The 17449-nt window shown below is 55.7% G+C and carries 18 protein-coding genes; 6 read left to right on the top strand and 12 right to left on the bottom strand.

All coding sequences use genetic code 11. From position 1 onward, the window contains the following. The 11 genes from K8V32_RS04585 to catC form a co-directional block, all read right to left on the bottom strand. On the bottom strand, positions 1 to 239 hold a 239-nt coding region (locus K8V32_RS04585; RefSeq protein WP_303903579.1), incomplete at its 3' end, for an ACT domain-containing protein. A 211-nt stretch (positions 240 to 450) separates the two neighbouring features. After that, the gene (gene ligM, locus K8V32_RS04580) at positions 451 to 1863 is read right to left on the bottom strand and encodes a vanillate/3-O-methylgallate O-demethylase (RefSeq protein WP_303903576.1); all 1413 of its coding nucleotides are present in this window, start codon (positions 1861 to 1863) and stop codon (positions 451 to 453) included. Positions 1864 to 2043: 180 nt separating this feature from the next. Continuing rightward, positions 2044 to 2733: a response regulator gene (locus tag K8V32_RS04575; RefSeq protein ID WP_303903573.1), complete on the bottom strand. Its 690-nt coding sequence runs from the start codon at positions 2731 to 2733 to the stop codon at positions 2044 to 2046. Beyond that, on the bottom strand, positions 2733 to 4064 hold the full coding sequence (locus K8V32_RS04570; protein ID WP_303903571.1) for a GAF domain-containing sensor histidine kinase: 1332 nt from the start codon (positions 4062 to 4064) through the stop codon (positions 2733 to 2735). Before K8V32_RS04570 ends, K8V32_RS04575 begins: the two co-directional genes overlap by 1 nt. Before the next feature lie 37 nt (positions 4065 to 4101). After that, the gene (locus K8V32_RS04565; protein ID WP_303903568.1) at positions 4102 to 4878 is read right to left on the bottom strand and encodes an SDR family NAD(P)-dependent oxidoreductase; all 777 of its coding nucleotides are present in this window, start codon (positions 4876 to 4878) and stop codon (positions 4102 to 4104) included. Positions 4879 to 4882: 4 nt separating this feature from the next. Next, entirely contained in the window at positions 4883 to 5164 is a 282-nt protein-coding gene (locus K8V32_RS04560) for a muconolactone Delta-isomerase (RefSeq protein WP_303903565.1), read from the bottom strand. After that, positions 5161 to 5874 (bottom strand): alpha/beta hydrolase, encoded by a 714-nt coding sequence (locus K8V32_RS04555; RefSeq protein ID WP_303903563.1) that lies wholly within the window; start codon positions 5872 to 5874, stop codon positions 5161 to 5163. Before K8V32_RS04555 ends, K8V32_RS04560 begins: the two co-directional genes overlap by 4 nt. A 55-nt stretch (positions 5875 to 5929) precedes the next feature. After that, positions 5930 to 6808: a class III extradiol dioxygenase subunit beta gene (locus K8V32_RS04550; RefSeq protein WP_303903559.1), complete on the bottom strand. Its 879-nt coding sequence runs from the start codon at positions 6806 to 6808 to the stop codon at positions 5930 to 5932. Continuing rightward, positions 6801 to 7160 carry a protocatechuate 3,4-dioxygenase gene (locus K8V32_RS04545; RefSeq protein WP_303903556.1) on the bottom strand — a complete coding sequence of 120 codons (360 nt, stop codon included), beginning with the start codon at positions 7158 to 7160 and terminating at the stop codon, positions 6801 to 6803. Before K8V32_RS04545 ends, K8V32_RS04550 begins: the two co-directional genes overlap by 8 nt. 118 nt (positions 7161 to 7278) lie before the next feature. After that, a complete protein-coding gene (locus K8V32_RS04540) occupies positions 7279 to 8637 on the bottom strand; it encodes an MFS transporter (RefSeq protein ID WP_303903553.1) in 1359 nt (452 codons plus the stop codon). A gap of 343 nt (positions 8638 to 8980) precedes the next feature. Further along, positions 8981 to 9277, bottom strand: coding sequence for a muconolactone Delta-isomerase (catC, locus tag K8V32_RS04535; protein WP_303903551.1), 297 nt, complete (start codon positions 9275 to 9277; stop codon positions 8981 to 8983). 375 nt (positions 9278 to 9652) lie between these two features. On the opposite strand from catC, the gene K8V32_RS04530 reads away from it, so the two are divergent. The 6 genes from K8V32_RS04530 (at position 9653) to paaZ (ending at position 17055) form a co-directional block, all read left to right on the top strand. Further along, entirely contained in the window at positions 9653 to 10564 is a 912-nt protein-coding gene (locus K8V32_RS04530; protein WP_303903548.1) for a LysR substrate-binding domain-containing protein, read from the top strand. Positions 10565 to 10580: 16 nt separating this feature from the next. Next, entirely contained in the window at positions 10581 to 11711 is a 1131-nt protein-coding gene (locus tag K8V32_RS04525; RefSeq protein WP_303903544.1) for a mandelate racemase/muconate lactonizing enzyme family protein, read from the top strand. Positions 11712 to 11831: 120 nt separating this feature from the next. Then, entirely contained in the window at positions 11832 to 12302 is a 471-nt protein-coding gene (locus K8V32_RS04520) for a PaaI family thioesterase (RefSeq protein ID WP_303903540.1), read from the top strand. A 234-nt stretch (positions 12303 to 12536) separates the two neighbouring features. Continuing rightward, on the top strand, positions 12537 to 13901 hold the full coding sequence (locus tag K8V32_RS04515) for an MFS transporter (RefSeq protein ID WP_303903537.1): 1365 nt from the start codon (positions 12537 to 12539) through the stop codon (positions 13899 to 13901). Between the two features lie 116 nt (positions 13902 to 14017). Continuing rightward, complete coding sequence (locus K8V32_RS04510) at positions 14018 to 14836, top strand: enoyl-CoA hydratase/isomerase family protein (RefSeq protein WP_303903534.1); 819 nt, start codon at positions 14018 to 14020, stop codon at positions 14834 to 14836. Between the two features lie 116 nt (positions 14837 to 14952). Beyond that, complete coding sequence (paaZ, locus tag K8V32_RS04505; protein ID WP_303903531.1) at positions 14953 to 17055, top strand: phenylacetic acid degradation bifunctional protein PaaZ; 2103 nt, start codon at positions 14953 to 14955, stop codon at positions 17053 to 17055. Positions 17056 to 17216: 161 nt separating this feature from the next. On the opposite strand, the gene K8V32_RS04500 is transcribed toward paaZ, so the two are convergent. Next, positions 17217 to 17449: hypothetical protein (locus tag K8V32_RS04500; protein WP_303903528.1), on the bottom strand; the 233-nt coding region annotated here is incomplete at its 5' end.

The following is a 17449-nucleotide window of genomic DNA, read 5'->3' as shown; positions in this document are numbered from 1 at the left end:
CGGGCTTGCATATCGTATTGTTTAACGACGTCGGCAATGGCTGTTTGCGTATCGGCCACGGAACAATCCGTAGAAAATTGCACGCGCATAAAAAACGTCCCACTGTGCGGGGAATCAAACTGCTGAGACTCGGCAATATCCGCATGAACCTTCAACAACGCCCCAGTCAGAGCATGCACAATCCCCGGCTGATTCGGACAAGACAACGTAACAATGAGATTATTGGATTCAGAACTCATATCTATTGGATCCTTTGAACGGTACACCCCGACGTGGTGCGCTCCGTCGAGGCTTCTACAAGCCGCAGTCAGCGGTGTGGAAAACGATGTAGTCATGACAATGCTGCTAGTCAAACAACGTTTCATAGCAGCATGTAGGGCTCTTTGGGAAGAGTCAGCAAAGCTGCAGCGCCTGAAATAAGGAATCGGACGCCGCAGCTTGCTCAAGCGGTTAGCTGTTGGAGGCTGCTTTCTTGCGCCATCCACCATCGGTGTATTCACGACGAACAACCTCGGAGTATGGAACCGGGCTGACGTCAACGCCAACGTTGTACTGGCGGTGTGGCATAACGGAAAGTTTTCCAGTTGCTTCCGGCTCGCCCCAGACGACTTTCAGTTGGGAACCAATTTCGACGTCTGGGTTGACGATGGCAAGCGACAGGCCGCGTTTTTCGTTCCAACTGTAGCCGGTGAACATCGAAACACCGACGACGTTGCCGGCTTCGTCCACGATGGAATCGAAGTTCGATGCGCCGTAGTTGGCGTTCGGGAGGTCAAAGAACTTATATGGCAGCTCTTCGTTCTGATACATCGAAGCGTGGATGGTGGCCAGATCATCGCCGTCCCAGGCCAGAGTGACCTTCTTGCGCTGTGCTGCCGGATCCATCTGTTCAAGAGCATCCCGACCGATGAAGTCATGGTCGTATTTGATGAACGAACCGTAGCCCAGTTCCCACGGGGTCGTGTAATACCCTTCGACACTTTCTGGGACATAGGAACCGGCTACAGCCGAGTTGGCTTCGTAGCTATCAGCGCCCAACCACTTGCGGTAGTCTGCGAGTTTATCACCGGTGTAGATACCTGGCAGTGGGGATGGAATCCAGCCGGATTCCAGGGTGTTCGAGGAGTATGCACGGGCACCGGCGGCTTCCAGGCCGAACTCCGCGCCGGCTTCAAGAATAGTTTCGCGGATCCGATCGTAGTCTTCGTATGGTCCCCACAGTTCTAGACCCGGGGCTCCTGCCATACCGTGGCGCAGAGTACGAACCTGGGTGTCGCCTACATTCATGTGGGACATGTTGAAGAATTTCAATTTCTCCAGTGGACCGCCATGGAGTTTTTCAATGACCTCCCAGGCGCGTGGCCCCTGAATTTGGAAGCGCCATTCTTCGCGCTCTACGGCCTTACCCATTGGGCGGGATGGTGAGCGGCGGTCAATGACAATCTCAACGTTGTAGCCACCGGTTTCTGCGTGGAACATCAGCCAGTTGGCGGCAGGTGAGCGGCCAACGTAAACAAATTCTTCTTCGGCTTCCCTGAACAGGATGCCATCACCAATGACGTGGCCGTACGGGGTGACGGGGACGTACTGTTTGGCCTTGTTGACCGGGAAGTTTTCAACCGAGTTGATCGCGGTATCGGAGATCAGCTTCAGTGCGTCTGGGCCCTTGATGTACAGGTTGTCCATGTGGTGGGTCTGGTCAAATAAAACGGCAGAATCCCGCCACGCCTGAACTTCTTTGCGCCAGTTAGAGAATTCCGATGCGACAACCGGGTAGACATAGGTGCCTGCTGGAACGTTGCGTAGGTGCTGGAGGGGGCTGGCAGATTTGTCCAAGATCTCCTGCAAGTTTGGATTCGACATTGGTACAATCCTTTCGATGGATCGACTGATTATTCATAAAAAACTCGTGGCCGGTGTAGGAGAAGTCTCTATCCCACGATCGTGACCCGTCTCACTCCACTGTAGTTTCAGTTCCCATGGCATTCTTGAGCCAAACTGTCGAACGTAGCTACGTCATTTGACGTAGCTGGCGCCAAGTTCTTAGGGAGCGATGAGCCCCGAGTTGACGGCCAGCAGCGCTGCTTGGGTCCGAGAGCTCAGATTGAGTTTGCCCAACATATTGGACACGTGGGTCCGTGCAGTCCGCTCGCTAATATGGAGTCGCTTAGCGATCTCCTGATTGGAACATCCCTCCCCCACAAGCATCAGCACGGTCCGTTCACGTTCGGTCAACGAGGAAATGCCGCTGGCTGGCGAGTTCATCATTTGGGTGAGTTTCTTCGCCATCGAGGTGGCAATAAATACTTCATCTTTCACCGCGGCGCGAATTGCTGAAGCGACTTCAAGCGGTCCGGCATCTTTTAACAGATAACCAGCTGCACCCAGGCGCATCACAGTGTTCATGCGTTCGACTTCGTCGTAGCTGGTCAGAATCACGACCTGGACTTGCGGGTATTTTTCACGCAGGATCTTCAGGGTGCTCACACCGTCTAACCGGGGCATCAACAAATCCAGCAGTACGACATCCGGTAATTTCTTGAATGCCGCGAATTCAGCCATTTGGTCCAGGGCATCTTGTCCGTCTATGGCTTCCCCGATGGTTTCCATATCGTCGAGGACGTCTAAATATGCAGCGATACCGCGACGAGCTATGGCGTGGTCGTCAACAACAAAAACTTTGAGCGTATCCTGGTGACCGGTGTCGGACGGCATATCAATTTCTTTCGGCATTATCCATTCCCTCCAGGACCCAAAACACTGTCTTCATCTCGGGGCTGTCGTAGCAGCACGGGCATCTTAGCCTGCACAACGGTACCTCGAGGGACACCAAAGTCTACAGAAAATTCTCCCTGCCACCGTTCCACGCGTTCTCGCATGAAACTCAAACCGTTACCGGGTTTTGGCAGGTGATCGGCAGTGACGAGGTGGTGCGGTGAGAGTTGATGATGAGCTGAGTTTCCGTTGTCTTGGACGGTCAGCATCAGTTGGTCATCGATGACAATGTCGATGTCGATCTCGCTGGCCGAGCTATGTTTGACCGCGTTATGCACTGCTTCTGCAATCACGTGATAGAGGTCTTCGGCCAATTCTCGTTCCAGCATGTCGACTCGCGGATCCACTCGAGTAGAAATCTCCAACCCGGTTTGCCGGTGCGTGGTGGATTGAAAGGTCTCCAACGCGCGCCGAAATGCTCCCTCGTCAATGACCGTGGGCTTTAGTTGTGCAACCAGCATCCGGAGATCTTTGAGCACCGATGATGTGATGTCTTCCAGATCGCGGGAGGTTTCCAAGATCCGCGCCGACACTTTGGCATCATTTTTCTGAGCCAAAACGCTTACGGTCTGCGACAGCATACCCATCGAAAAGACTTGTTGAACAACAGAGTCGTGCAGGTTCCTGGCGAGTTGCTGCCGTTCTTGGCGTTGAGCAATTTGCCGCTCCTCGTCCAATAGTGAGGCATAGTCAATGGCAAAAGCGGCCTGTTCGGCCATGGAACTCAAAAATGCGTAACTGCGAGCGTCGACCTTAAATCCGGGGGTTACAAAGGCGTTCAGTATCCCCACGGTCTTTCCCCGCACAATGATCGGAAACGAGGCGAAGTCTCCCCAGCGCGGTTCCCGATGGTATTCGTGCAGTGGCTGCCAGCATGGATCCGACATGACCTCCTCGTAGCGGTTTTCGATGACCACTGGTTTAGCAAGATGGAATGCTTTGAGCATCATGAGGTCTGCACCAAGCTGCTCACATTGTTTGAGTTTGGCGTAAAATGAGCTGCTCAGCGATGGCGGGAATCCTGCCATGCCCAGCATGTGGAGCTTGCCGCTGGCATGCTCATTCGTCAACACTTGGACACCGACGAGCTCATCAGCTTGCACGATCTCCTCGGCCATTGCCGTCAAGGTCAATGGCAAAGAGCGTTCCGAGGCCAGGTTGGCGGTCGTGCGCGTTACCGCCGTTAGATATTGTTCTTGACGGCGCGCGTCGGCAAGCTGTTGCTGAAGATCTTGGATTTTGGCATCACGAGCAGCTATGTCTGTAGCGTTGAAATCTGGTGTGCCCATGGCAAGATTCATCCTTCAAACGGTGGGAAATTCACGCTTATCGCATCAGTCCGCCGCCATCGCAGACCACGGTTTGTCCCGTCATCATAGTCCCATCCGGGGACGCGAGGAATGCAACGCTGCCAGCAACATCATCGCCGGTGACGAACTCACGAATCGCCTGACGGCCCATAGTTGAAGCAAAAGCTTCATCGGAGGTGTACCGGCGTGTTCCGGGGCTGGCAATCTGGGATGGCACCACGGCATTCACGGTGACGCCGTATTCGCCAAGTTCATGCGCCATGACCCTCGTCAGGCCCAGTAGTGCGCCTTTCGACGCCACATAGGCTGGCTGCCTGGAGCTGCCGGTGAAAAAGGTCCGCGAGGCGATATTAATAACTCTACCTCGCCACGTACTCGTGATGAGCGCATCATAGGCGGCTTGAACCATGAGCATCGGACCAACAGCATTGGTATCGAAGTACTGATGCAATTGTTCGGAAGTGACGTCGCGCAGTGAGCGTGCCTGTTCTAATAGTCCAGCGTTATTGACCAGAATGTCCACACCACCGTGTTCGGCGAGTACGTTGGCGACGACGTCTTGCACCTGGTGGACGTCTGTGACATCGCAGAAGTGAAATTCTTGACCTTGCACCACCGGTGCTGCCATTTCGTGGACATCCAGGCACACAACATGGCTGCCTTCGGCGGCCAGCCTGTCGGCGATGGCCCGGCCAATACCCTGCGCAGCACCGGTGACGATGGCGCACGTACCGGACAGCCGTTGTGCGATGGCTCGCGGCTGCCCGGTGGCGTGATCGTGTGTATTTGCCACGAAACTACTGCTCCTGCGGGTGGGTTGCCAAGGGTTCTACCGCAACGTCCATCCAGGGGAACTGCGGCAGTGAGGCCAGGGCTTCGTGGAGTTCAGTGGCTGAAGTGGCCTGCCACAGCCCAACGGTTGCCCGTCGTCCTGGGACCCGCCACAGCCTTTTTAAAATCCCGGCTTCACGCAGTTCCATGGCACGCTGCCGTTCAGCAGTTTTCAGGGCTTTGACTGTTTCTTGACTCATGGACTCTGGCAAGAAGGTTTCAAAACGAACCAAGAATTCCATGCTCATGCGTTGTCCTTTTCAACAATGGTCAGCAAAGTGTCTGCCAGTTCGCCAGGCGCTGTGACCATCGATTCGTGTCCGGTGTTCAGCGTATATGTTTCCCAACCAGATTCTTTGGCGATCTCGGCATATTTTTGGAAGACACGCATCCAGTCGACACTTTCAATAAACACCCCGGTGACCTTCTCATGGTTACCACTGAGCGACAATGCATCGGTATAGGTCTTCCACGGATGCGGGGTCAGCCGCGGTGTCAGCCATTCCAGGTCTAGGGAGTCGGTGACGCCAAGTTTCTCTAAGGGGCGCAGCGGAATGAGCCAGTCGAAGCCCTGTTCTGTTACCGAATGTCGGTAGTGCCCGGCAGGACCCTCAGGCAGCAGCTCAATAGCTGGGCGGCCGTCACCGATAAAACCGTCTAAGTGAACCCGACGAGCCAAACGATCTGGAATGCGGTCGGCAACACCGGTAATGACCTGGCCACCGTAGCTGTGACCGACCAGGGTTACCTCGCTGAGATCATATGCCTCAATGTAGCTGACGATGTCTTCAATATGAGTATCAAGACCTACCGCCGGCGACAATAAATGGGCCGTATTCGATAGCCCCGTCAGTGTGGGTGTGTGGACTTCATGGCCAGCACGCTCCAACAATGGAGCGGTCCGCTGCCAGCACCATCCACCGTGCCAAGCACCGTGGACCAGTACAAATGTACTCATTTTTCTCCCCTCATTACCTGGTGGATTTTCTCCCACCGCCTCTTCGTTTCGAGTCCTAAACTGCTGCGAGTTCGTTATCCTTGGCGTTGACAGCTTCCGTAGCAAATAAGGCCAGGGCAGCTGCGGTATTGGATGCCGGGACATGATAGGTGTCGTGGATTCTGGTGATGTCGTCCCCCAAAGCGCCGCGCATGATCAGCCACATGATCATCTCAATGCCTTCCGAGCCGGCTTGTTCAATATATTCACCACGAGAAATTGCAGCCAAAGACTGCGGATCGGTTTCGATTTTCTCCAAGAAGTTCCGGTCGAATTCTTCGTTAATCAGTCCGGCACGTTCACCAGACAGCTGGTGCGACATGCCACCGGTACCGAAGACGGCAACTTTGATATCTTTTGGATATGACCGAATGGCGCGTCCCAGTGCTTCACCCAGTGCGAGGCAACGAGCTGCCGTTGGTTGCGGGTACTGTAGGACGTTGACCAGCATGGGCACAACACGGCATGGCCAGGCATCACCTGGATCAGGAGTGTAGACCGATAGTGGCACGGTGCAGCCGTGATCAACATCCAGTTCCTGCAGGGCGGTCATATCGAAGCCTTCGTCAACCAGATTGACCAGCAGGTGTTCAGATAGATCCAAGTCGCCTTCGACATTTGGCACGGAGCGCGGACCGTATCCTTCATCAGCGACGTTATAGCGTTCGGCAGTACCGATAGAAAACGTCGGGATCATTTCCAACCCAAGAGCGTTGGCATGATCGTTGTAGACAACAATAGCGACGTCGGGCTTATGTTCGGCCATCCATGCGCGTGCCGGGCCGTAGCCGTCAAACAGTGGTTTCCAATATTCGTCTTCGGTCTTGTTGCGGTCCATCGCTGCACCAATGGATGGTACGTGCGAGGTTGCCAGACCCCAAATAATTTCAGCCAAACTTCCGTCCTCCTGCGCGTAACTCTGCAACGAATTCTTCAGTAGTCATCCCGGTGAAAATGCCTCCGAGATCCTGCATGGATTTGTGGTCAATTGCCGCTAATTTGATGATGTAGAAAATCGAAGCGCCACCTTTTTCGATCATGCTGATCCAGTCACGATCCAAGACGGCCTGCTGCTGTTCTTCGGTGAGGTTATAGGCGGCGCAGTATGCTGCTTCATCCGCCTGGAACTTCTCACGGTTTTCGGCGTCTTTCAGAGAGAAGCACATTCTGTTGAGATTACGACCTTGATTACTCAGCTTGGTGTCGTAAACATATGCGCCCTCGACGACGGGGGTAAGCGTAGACATCGTTTCCTCCACTCCTTACTATCCTTGTGATTGGTCTCACTCATAGGTTATGAATGCCGTGCAAGGTTCTGCAGCGGCTAGTGACCTACCTCGACTACGACAAATGTCGCGAACCTAGTTAGTCGACCGATGCACGGTATTTGCCAACCTTCAGCACAGCCATGGCAATAAAGCTGACGGCGGCGAGAATGAACATGTAGGTCGCAATCGGCCACGAATCATTGAATGCCGCATACAGACTGGTCGCAATCAGCGGCATGAACCCGCCGCCCAGAATCGACCCGATTTGATAAGCCACTGAGGCACCCGAGTACCGCACTTCGGCCGGGAACAGTTCCGCCACAAGAGCCGCCTGCGGGCCTGCCATCAGCGATTGAGCCAGCAGCATCAGGGCAAAGGCGATGGCAATGTTGTACCAAGCACCGGTGTCGACCAGCCAGAAGAAGGGGAAGGCAAAGACAGCCAATAAGCCTGCGCCCCACAAAAAGATGCGTTTCTGGGTGAATTTATCGGCTAGCACCGCACCCAGCGCCACAGTTACCAGGTGGCATACTGCACCCCAGATAATCAGTGCTAGCATGAGGTTCTGTGAAACGCCATCGGCGCCCAGGTTTTCGCGGTGCGACAGCATCCATACGGAATACAGATAGCCCAGCGCAGGCGAAGCAATCGAAATGGTGCCGGCCAACAACACGGTTCCCAGATGATTTTTCAACAGGTCAACCAGTGGCGCTTTCGCCACTTCGTCCTTGGACTGGACTGCCTTAAACGCCGGGGAGTCTTCAACTCGCAACCGGATCCAAAGCGCGATACCAACTAGCACGGCGCTGAAGAGAAATGGGATGCGCCAGCCCCAGGCCTGGAACATTTCTGGGGCCATGATGTTGGTGACGACGATGAAGACAATGTTGGATGCGATAATCCCGATGGGTAGCCCCATCTGTGGGAAAGCCCCGTAAAGGGCTCGTTTATTGGACGGGGAGTATTCCACAGCCATTAACACCGCACCACCCCATTCGCCGCCCACACCGACGCCTTGCAATAGACGCAGCAGCACCAGCAGGATTGGCGCCCACATGCCAATCGCCGCATAGTTTGGCAGCAGTCCGATCCCTACGGTAGCTACCCCCATGAGCATCATAGAGAACATGAGCATGGATTTTCGACCAACGCGGTCGCCGTAGTGACCCATAATGACGCCGCCGAGCGGGCGAGCAATGAACCCCACCGCAAATGTAGCAAATGCCGCGAGCGTGCCGGCCAGCGGATCCTCAGTTGGGAAGAATTGCGGACCGAAAATTAGCGCAGCAGCTGAGCCATAGATGAAGAAGTCGTACCACTCGACAGCGGTTCCGAGTAATGATGCACCTAAGACCCTGCGCCGCTCTTTGGCGGTTGGTGCGCTGGCAGTTTGGTTATCTTGATCTGCTTCTGCCACAGCAGAAACATTTGAAGAGAACCTGGTTGAGTCACTCATGGACTATACCCCTTGTCACATTGTGCAGTGATGCACTGCGCTGACGATAGTGAACTACCTCACCAAGGGTATAGAGAAATGGCCTAATCCGGATGCGCAAGCCGTCGTAGATAGAACCGAGACAAATGTCCCAACTGCCCGCTAGCCCCATCTTCATTCAAGGGGTCGAACCACAATCACATCAGGATGAAATTAGTGCAGTCTCAACCCTTCTTTACTGACCGTGCAGGAGTTGTTCTCTCACTGTGCCCATCAGCGAAAACCCTCGCAGCAGAAGACTACGAGGACCGAGTGAAAGAGTTGGAGCGCTAGCCCAACAATCCGGGCAGACCCCTATCTTGAACTACGCGCCAAAGAAGTCATCAGTGGTGGCGTTGGGGTGCTTGGCTAACGGTGTGACCTTGACATTCATGTAGGCAAACATCGGGAAACCCGACAGAATCTCGTGCAGCTCATCATGGCCGTCAACATCAAAGATTGAGTAGTTGGCATACTCCCCAACAACGCGCCAGATGCCTTTCATGACGCCTTGGCGCTGCAGGTTGCCGGAGTATTCTTTCTCCCGAACTTGGAAATCGGCCTTGGTGGCAGCGTCCATGGATTCCGGGAAGACGACGTCCATGCGTGCAAGAAATAACATGCGGTGTCCTTTCGATTCTAAGAGCTCACCAACTACAAACTACTACCAAATATCAATGTCACCAGGGTGTACATGCCCGGCATGATGAGACCCATTAACATCACGTTCAACCAAACATCCGTACGCACCATCTGAATGGGCACCTTGGTCAAATGGACACAGCACTTATGCGCGTAGTCATCTCACGCGATGACCTGACCCAGCATAAACCGTTTGATCTAGATATAGAAGTACGAGAATTACCAGCATTGATAGGCTGAAGATATGAATTCTATCGAAATAGGTCTTTCACTTGTCATGGGCTGCCGACGTAGCCTGATGTCATTGCAATCACAGCTAACTTCACCGGCTAACGGATCTTAGAGGAGGAAAACCATGGTCGAATTACGTCACCTACGGTATTTCCTCGCCGTTGCCGAAGAAAAGCACTTTGGCCGCGCAGCTGATCGTCTGCATATGGCCCAGCCCCCATTATCAAGCCAGATCAAACAGCTGGAAGCTGAGCTCGACACCCTGCTATTAGAACGCACCACGAGAAAAGTTGAACTCACCGAGGCGGGCGCCTTGTTGATGGAACGGGCCCGACAAATTCTGGCCGAAGTCGAGGCAACAAAACACGACGTCGCCGAGGTAGGCCGCGGTGCGGCAGGTATTCTTCGCGTGGGCTTTGCAGGCACCGCAACCTATCGGCTCATGCCAGAGATCGTGCGTGTTGCCCGCGAGCGCATGCCACTGGTACGGCTCCAGGTTGCTGGAGAAAAGCTCACACCAGAGATGGAGGAAGCATTATTGGAAAACCGCTTAGATGTTGCCATTCTGCGGCCACCGGTGCAATCCTCGGAGATCAGCATTGACGAAATTCAGCAGACCCGCCTCGTTGCCGTTTTGCCGCAACAGCACCACCTGGCTCAGGACGCCGGGCCGGTCAGCATTAAAGCCTTTGCCAAAGATGACATCGTGGGATACCCCCGCAGCTCCTCGGTGTCCTCGGTGATTTCCGAGATGGCCCGCCGGGCCGGGTTCCGGCCGCGCATCGTCCAAGAAGCCACCGAAACCTCCACACTCATTGCGCTGGTCAGTGCTGGTTTGGGCGTGAGTTTTGTCCCCGGTTCCCAATCTTTCCCACTGAATTCGTCGATCGCGGTGCGACCGCTTGAAGAAGAGGTCACCGTAGGGCTGGGCACCGCATGGAAAACCGGCAACGACAGTCCACTGCTGACGTCATTTATCGAACTGGCCCGCGAGGCCACCAGAAATTTAGAAAACCACAGTATTCGATCTGCATAAGAACTCTGGAGCAAACATGAAGATCACTGCCGTCGAAGCAATTCCGTATGCGATCCCCTATACGCATCCACTGAAATTTGCCTCCGGTGAAGTCACGACCGCAGACCACATTCTGGTACGCATCCACACCGATGCTGGGATCACCGGTATCGCCGATGCCCCGCCACGACCATATACCTACGGCGAAACGCAGGCTTCAATTAAAGTGATCATCGAAGAAGTCTTCGGACCCGACATCATCGGACTGGATCCCTTCGACCGCGAAAAAGTCCACGCTGTGCTACACCGGACCATCAACAATCAGGTGGCCAAAGGTGCCGTCGATATTGCCCTGTGGGATCTATTGGGCAAAGCTTTGCAGACCCCGGTCCACAAATTACTGGGTGGCTACACCGATTCGATGCGTGTAAGCCACATGCTGGGCTTCAAACCGGCCAAAGAACTACTCGAAGAGGCTCAGCACTTCGGTGAACAGTACGGCATCACCACTTTCAAACTCAAAGTCGGACGCCGTCCCCTATCGCTGGACATTGAGGCCTGCCATGTACTACGTGAAGGTCTGGGCGACGACGTCGAAATTTATCTTGATGCCAACCGCGGTTGGTCCGCCAATGAAGCGATGGAAGTACTACGCCGTACAGCCGATTTGGGTCTGACGATGTTGGAGGAACCCTGCGATGCGAAAGAGGCCATGAGCCGTCGTCGTCTGGTGGACCACTCCCCGATTCCGATTGTTGCCGATGAATCGGTTCCGACCGCCGGAGATGCTTCGCGTGAATTACTCTCCGGCGGGGCCAACGCTATTTGCATCAAGACGGCGCGCTCCGGTTTCACCGAGGCCACCGAGATTCTTGGCCTGTGCACCGGCCTGGGTGTTGATGTGACCATGGGCAACCAGATTGACACTCAGGTGGGATCACTGGCGACCGTAACCTTTGGTGCAGCACACCGCGCGACCTCGGCTCGCGCCGGGGAACTGTCAAACTTCTTAGATATGTCGGATGACCTGCTGGCCGAGCCAATCAAGATCGTCGACGGGCGCATCTGGGTTCGCGACCTACCGGGGGTTGGTGCCGAAATCGATGCAGACAAGCTGGAGCACTACCGCACCGATAAGCAAAAGCTGTTGGCAACCACTGGCGCCTAACGCCAAGAGACCGCGACGAGGACAACACACTGTGGTGCGTACCGTTGAATAACCCCAGCGATTTGCACTGCTGTCTTGATCTTCCTGCGGCCTGAAGAAAACACGGCTACGATATCCATCATGACGAATAACACACCCTCCTCTTCGGATGATCATTCCATTAAACGAGGCGAATTCGGCCCGCATGATCACCCCATTCTGGGCGTGGACAAAGCGGCCGACTGGCTAGGTATTACGATCTCCGAATATGCTGAGGGTTATGCAAAAGGCCACATGACCATCCGTCCCGAGATGCTCAACGGCTTCAATATCGCCCACGGCGGCATGCTCTTTGCCTTTGCTGATACCATTTTCGCCTGGGCATGCAATAACCCCGACGGCGATGACTCCACCATCTCCGTAACCCAGGGTTCAGATATCCACTTCATCGACTCCGCGCCCGTGGACACTGCGCTGATCGCTATTGGACGCCGTCACAACACCACCGGGCGTTCCGGTCTGTGCGATGTGACCATCACCGACCAACACGGAACCATTATCGCCGAGTTCCGCGGTCGATTTAGAACGATCCCGCGGGCCCAGCGCTCTTAACACATCGACTCCACCCTTCTCCAGTTGCCGCGGGATGTTCCTCAGGTGCGAGAAAGTTCCACTATGTACAACAGACCCGCAACATCACGCCAAGCTTGTGATTACGCTCACACCTATGTCATAATGTCTTTCCAGACCGATCGTTCAGTGAGTTAACGGCCGACGGTAGTATCCCTGACGGACCATCACCCTCAACCACTATTCATCATCACCCTAATTGTCACTGGAGAGAACATGTCCACGACCACGCCTCACGGGCGCACTCGATCTGAAGAGCGCCGCGTTCTTGCAGGAACACTCGTCGGTACCACCATCGAATGGTACGACTTCTTTATCTACGCCCAGGCCGCAGCGTTCGTCCTGGCACCACTATTCTTTGAACCACTTGCCGCCGACAGCCCCGGCCTAGCTCAGATTGTTTCGTGGGCCTCCGTTGGCATTTCGTTCCTCTTCCGCCCGCTGGGCGCGATCATCGCGGGCCACCTGGGCGACCGTTATGGCCGCAAACTGATGCTCGTGATCACCCTGATGGGCATGGGCGTAGCCACCGCTGCTATCGGCCTGTTGCCAACCTATGCCGTGCTCGGCGTCGGCGCCCCAATCCTGTTGATCCTGATGCGAATTCTGCAGGGCTTTTCGGCAGGCGGCGAATGGGGTGGCGCGGCTTTGATGTCGGTTGAGCACGCTCCAACCTACCGTCGTTCCTTCTTCGGTTCGTTCCCACAGATCGGCGTCCCGCTGGGCATGATCCTGGCCACCCTGTTCATGTTCTCCGTGACGAACTTTTTGACCGAAGAGCAATTCCTCGCCTGGGGCTGGCGTATTCCATTTTTGTCTTCTGTTGTCCTAATTCTGGTGGGTTACCTGATCCGTCGCAGCGTCGCCGAATCGCCAGTGTTTACCGAAATGCAAGAACGTCGCAAAGAATCCTCGGCCCCACTGGGCGAATTACTGCGCAACCACAAACGCCCGGTCCTGCTGGCTGCCCTCATCTTCGCCGGGAACAACGCCGCAGGCTATTTGGTCATCGCGTTCTTCGCTTCCTACGGTTCCAACGTCCTAGATATGCCGCGCTCGGCCACCCTGGTCGCCTCAATTATCGGTGGGATCGGCTGGCTGATCTTCACGATGTTCGGTGGCTGGATCGGCGATAAGATCGGAAAGCGCAAAACCTTTATCATCGGCTATCTGTGGATCATCGCCTGGGCAATCCCCATGTGGTTCCTCATCGACACCGCATCCCTGCCACTATTCACCATCGCCATCTTCGTATTGACCATGGGTCTGGGCCCTTCCTATGGCCCGCAATCGGCACTCTATGCCGAAATGTTCCCCGCCTCGGTCCGCTACTCCGGTGTCTCGATCGGTTATGCATTCGGTTCGATCATCGGTGGCGCCTTCGCCCCGATGATCTCCGAAATGATCCTCGGGGCAACCGGCCAGTCCTGGATGATCGGCCTGTACATTGCAGGTATTTCCACTGTCTCGCTAATCGGCGTATTACTGGTTCCGAAAGCCGTTGAAGGCCGCGATCTCAATGACGACGACGCCTCCCTCAGTGCATTGAATACGGCACAGGGCGTCGCAGCCAAAGCCTAATATGGGTGCCTCAACACTACATTTCGGCGCCGGATACCCCGTTTGACGCGGGATCCGGCGCCGTCGGCTATTGAAACCACCTCGACCACCACACGTCATACGAAAAGGAACACTCCATGTCGACACTATTTGACGAACTGACCGCACTGACCGCCGACTTCGAGGCCCTTGAGATAAGGCTGGACGCCGAAAAACCCGACCGGGTGGTGGCGGCAATGAACCGTCCGAACGTACTCAATGCGATCGACCAGACCATGGTCAATGAGTTCCACACCCTGTGCCAGTGGTTGGAAGATCACCCGCACATCCTGATCATCACCGGCACCGAAACCCCGCACCCTAAAGATCCATCTCGCACGCGGGGCATTTTCGCCTCGGGTGCAGATATCGTCCAATTGCGCGAGCGCCGTCGTCATGATGCCCTGCGTGGTGTGAACTCAAAGATCTTCAACCGCATCAACGAATTGCCCATGCCGGTCATTGCTGCGATCGATGGTTTTGCCCTGGGCGGTGGCGCCGAATTGGCTTGGGCGGCAGACTTTCGGGTGGCCACCACCAAGGTGCGGTTCAGCCAGCCCGAAACCGGACTGGGCATCTCCCCCGCTGCCGGCGCGATGTGGCGTATCAAGGAGCTCGCCGGGGAGAGTATCGCCCTGGAACTGTTACTCACCGGGCGAATGCTCGACGCCGAAGAAGCCCTACACTACCGGCTGGTCAACTCAATTCATGAACCAGAAGACCTCATGGACGCCGCCCACGCACTGGCCGATAAGATTGCCGAACAAGACCCGCTGGCCGTTCAGGTCACCAAACGCGTGTTCCAACTGCCGCGTGAAGCCCACCCGTGGGCTGATGACCTCGGCCAAGCCATCTTATTTGAGTCAGAGGCCAAATTCGATCGCATGCAGGCATTCCTCGACCGACGCAAGAAATAACCCAGCACGCACGTGACGTGCGTCGCAATACTCGGTGGCTGCAAAATGTTATCTACGCTATACTGGCCGCAATAACCGAACGAACGTTCAGACTGTAATAAGGAGTCTTCAGCCCCATGACAATCAACGCACCAGCGCAAACTGTCCTATCGTCCTATGCACAGGGAACGTGGCAAGCTCCTGACGCTCCAGAAAATATCACCCAAGTGCTCGATGCAAATACCGGGGAACTCATTACCCAGGTTTCTTCCGACGGCATCGACATCGCCGGCATGGTGGACTATGCCCGCACGGTTGGCCAGCGCTCGCTCGGCGAATTAACCACCCACGAGCGCGCACTGAAACTCAAAGAGTTGGCACAGTATCTGAATGGCCGCAAAGAGGAACTCTATAAAATCTCTTTCCGCACCGGTGCAACCCAGCGCGACCACTACATCGATACCGACGGCGGGATTTCCACGCTGTTTGTGTTTTCATCCAAGGGTCGCCGCGAAATGCCCAACAGCAATGTCATCATCGATGGCAAAACCGAGGTCCTGTCACGCGATGGCTCATTTTTGGGCACCCACATCTACCAGCGCATCCCCGGCGTGGCCGTACAAATCAACGCGTTCAACTTCCCGGTCTGGGGTTTCTTAGAAAAATTCGCCCCATCGTTTGTCGCCGGTGTCCCCACCATTGTGAAACCAGCGACGTCGACCGGATATGTTACCGAGGCCGTGGTGCGCATGATGCTAGAATCTGGCATTCTGCCCGAGGGTTCCCTGCAGCTGCTTTCAGGTTCAGCACGTGACCTGCTGGATCATCTGGATTACCGCGACCACGTGGCCTTCACCGGCTCCCTATCCACCGCCAACACCCTGCGCAGCCACGACAGCGTCCTGAACGGCGGAGTGCGTTTCACTGCCGAAGCCGACTCACTGAATGCTGCAATTCTGGGTCCGGATGCCACCGAAGGCACCCCAGAATTCGAGGCATTCGTCAAGGCGGTATTCGTTGAGATGACCGCCAAGACCGGGCAGAAATGTACCGCGATCCGCCGCGTCATCGTCCCAGAGCCCATCAAGGAACCCTTCATTACCGCGCTATCCGCGCGTCTGACCGATAAGGTCTCTGTGGGCGCCTCGGATGCCGAAGGCTCCACCATGGGCCCGCTGGCTTCCAAGGAACAGCAGCAAGACGTTGCCAACGCCACCCGTCAGCTCATCGAAGCCGGCGGCAAACTTCGCCTCGGTGGTCCGGACCTCATCGACCAGTACGATGCCGCTGGCGCATTCTTCCCGGCCACGATCCTAGAATTCGACGACGCCGATACCCCAGCCGTGCACAATGTTGAGGCCTTCGGACCGGTCACCTCGGTTATCGGTTACGATGGCAGCCCGGCTGAGGCCGTGCGCCTGGCCGCACTGGGTGGCGGTTCGCTGGTGGCAACCGTAGCTTCTCACGACGAGGCCTATGTTGCCGAAACCACCCTGGGCATCTCCGCTCACCACGGCCGGCTGCACGTACTGAACCGTGACACCGCCAAAACCTCAACCGGCCACGGTTCGCCCATGCCGCACCTAGTCCACGGTGGTCCGGGACGTGCCGGTGGCGGCGAAGAACTCGGTGGCGTGCGCGCCGTCAAACACTACATGCAGCGCTCGTCACTACAGGGTTCTCCCGATATGCTCACCGCCATCACCGGTGTGTGGCACCAGGGCGCCAAAGCCAATACTGTGACCCGTCAGATGGTCGACGACGGCACCGGCGAACACCCATTCCGCAAGTCGCTCGAAACCCTGCGCATTGGCGATCAATTCGCCTCCGAACTGCGCACCGTGACCCTGGATGACATCCTGGATTTCGCCGAAGAAACCGGCGACAAATTCTATGCGCACACTGACGAAGAAGCCGCGATGGCCAACCCGTTCTTCCCACGTCGTGTCGCCCACGGTTACCTGTTGGTCTCCTGGGCCGCAGGGCTGTTTGTTGACGCCGCCCCGGGACCGGTTCTGGCCAACTACGGCCTGGAGAACCTGTCGTTCATCACCCCGGTCACCTACGACGACGCCATTCGCGTCACTCTGACCGCAAAACAGATCACTCCTCGCGTAACTGACGAATACGGTGAGGTCCGCTGGGATGCTGTGCTGCATAATCAGAACGACGAGATCGTGGCAACCTACGATGTACTGACCCTGGTCACTAAGACCTGGCCAGAACAGTACGCGAAGTAACACGCTTCCATCTCACACCTTCCACTCGGGGCCGGGATGATTCCACACGGAATCATCCCGGCCCCGAACCTTTCAACTGCGAAAAGATCAGTGCCCAGCCCGCGTAGCTGGGCATTCTCGATGTTGCTCGTTCGAACGCGGCCGATTTTGACGCAGTGGACTCAGCGTCCAAGGCTCGTCTCAACTGGTACTTCGAATCGGTAGAACACTGGTGCGCCATGGCTCAAACCGATAAAGACTGGTCTACCCACCGGTGTCCATCCTCGGCTCCACACTTCGTTCGTCACTTCTGCTTCCAGCTCGATGTGTCGTTTGCCTCGCTGGTAGAGCGCCAGAATGCGATCCGCTTCGATGCGATCCGTTGCTTCGATTTCTATCGCGATATTTGGCATAT

The sequence above is a fragment of the Enteractinococcus helveticum genome, assembly GCF_020742345.1.
GTDB classification, from domain to species: Bacteria; Actinomycetota; Actinomycetes; order Actinomycetales; family Micrococcaceae; genus Yaniella; species Yaniella helvetica_A.
This window is presented reverse-complemented; position numbering and strand designations above follow the sequence as displayed.

Coding starts and splice junctions, on each gene's coding strand:
- K8V32_RS04555 (WP_303903563.1), bottom strand. CDS start 5,874: ATGAGTACATTTGTACTGGTCCACGGTGCTTGGCACGGTGGATGGTGC.
- K8V32_RS04530 (WP_303903548.1), top strand. CDS start 9,653: ATGGTCGAATTACGTCACCTACGGTATTTCCTCGCCGTTGCCGAAGAA.
- K8V32_RS04560 (WP_303903565.1), bottom strand. CDS start 5,164: ATGAGCATGGAATTCTTGGTTCGTTTTGAAACCTTCTTGCCAGAGTCC.
- K8V32_RS04510 (WP_303903534.1), top strand. CDS start 14,018: ATGTCGACACTATTTGACGAACTGACCGCACTGACCGCCGACTTCGAG.
- K8V32_RS04545 (WP_303903556.1), bottom strand. CDS start 7,160: ATGTCTACGCTTACCCCCGTCGTCGAGGGCGCATATGTTTACGACACC.
- paaZ (WP_303903531.1), top strand. CDS start 14,953: ATGACAATCAACGCACCAGCGCAAACTGTCCTATCGTCCTATGCACAG.
- K8V32_RS04570 (WP_303903571.1), bottom strand. CDS start 4,064: ATGGGCACACCAGATTTCAACGCTACAGACATAGCTGCTCGTGATGCC.
- catC (WP_303903551.1), bottom strand. CDS start 9,277: ATGTTATTTCTTGCACGCATGGACGTCGTCTTCCCGGAATCCATGGAC.
- K8V32_RS04520 (WP_303903540.1), top strand. CDS start 11,832: ATGACGAATAACACACCCTCCTCTTCGGATGATCATTCCATTAAACGA.
- ligM (WP_303903576.1), bottom strand. CDS start 1,863: ATGTCGAATCCAAACTTGCAGGAGATCTTGGACAAATCTGCCAGCCCC.
- K8V32_RS04515 (WP_303903537.1), top strand. CDS start 12,537: ATGTCCACGACCACGCCTCACGGGCGCACTCGATCTGAAGAGCGCCGC.
- K8V32_RS04540 (WP_303903553.1), bottom strand. CDS start 8,637: ATGAGTGACTCAACCAGGTTCTCTTCAAATGTTTCTGCTGTGGCAGAA.
- K8V32_RS04575 (WP_303903573.1), bottom strand. CDS start 2,733: ATGCCGAAAGAAATTGATATGCCGTCCGACACCGGTCACCAGGATACG.
- K8V32_RS04525 (WP_303903544.1), top strand. CDS start 10,581: ATGAAGATCACTGCCGTCGAAGCAATTCCGTATGCGATCCCCTATACG.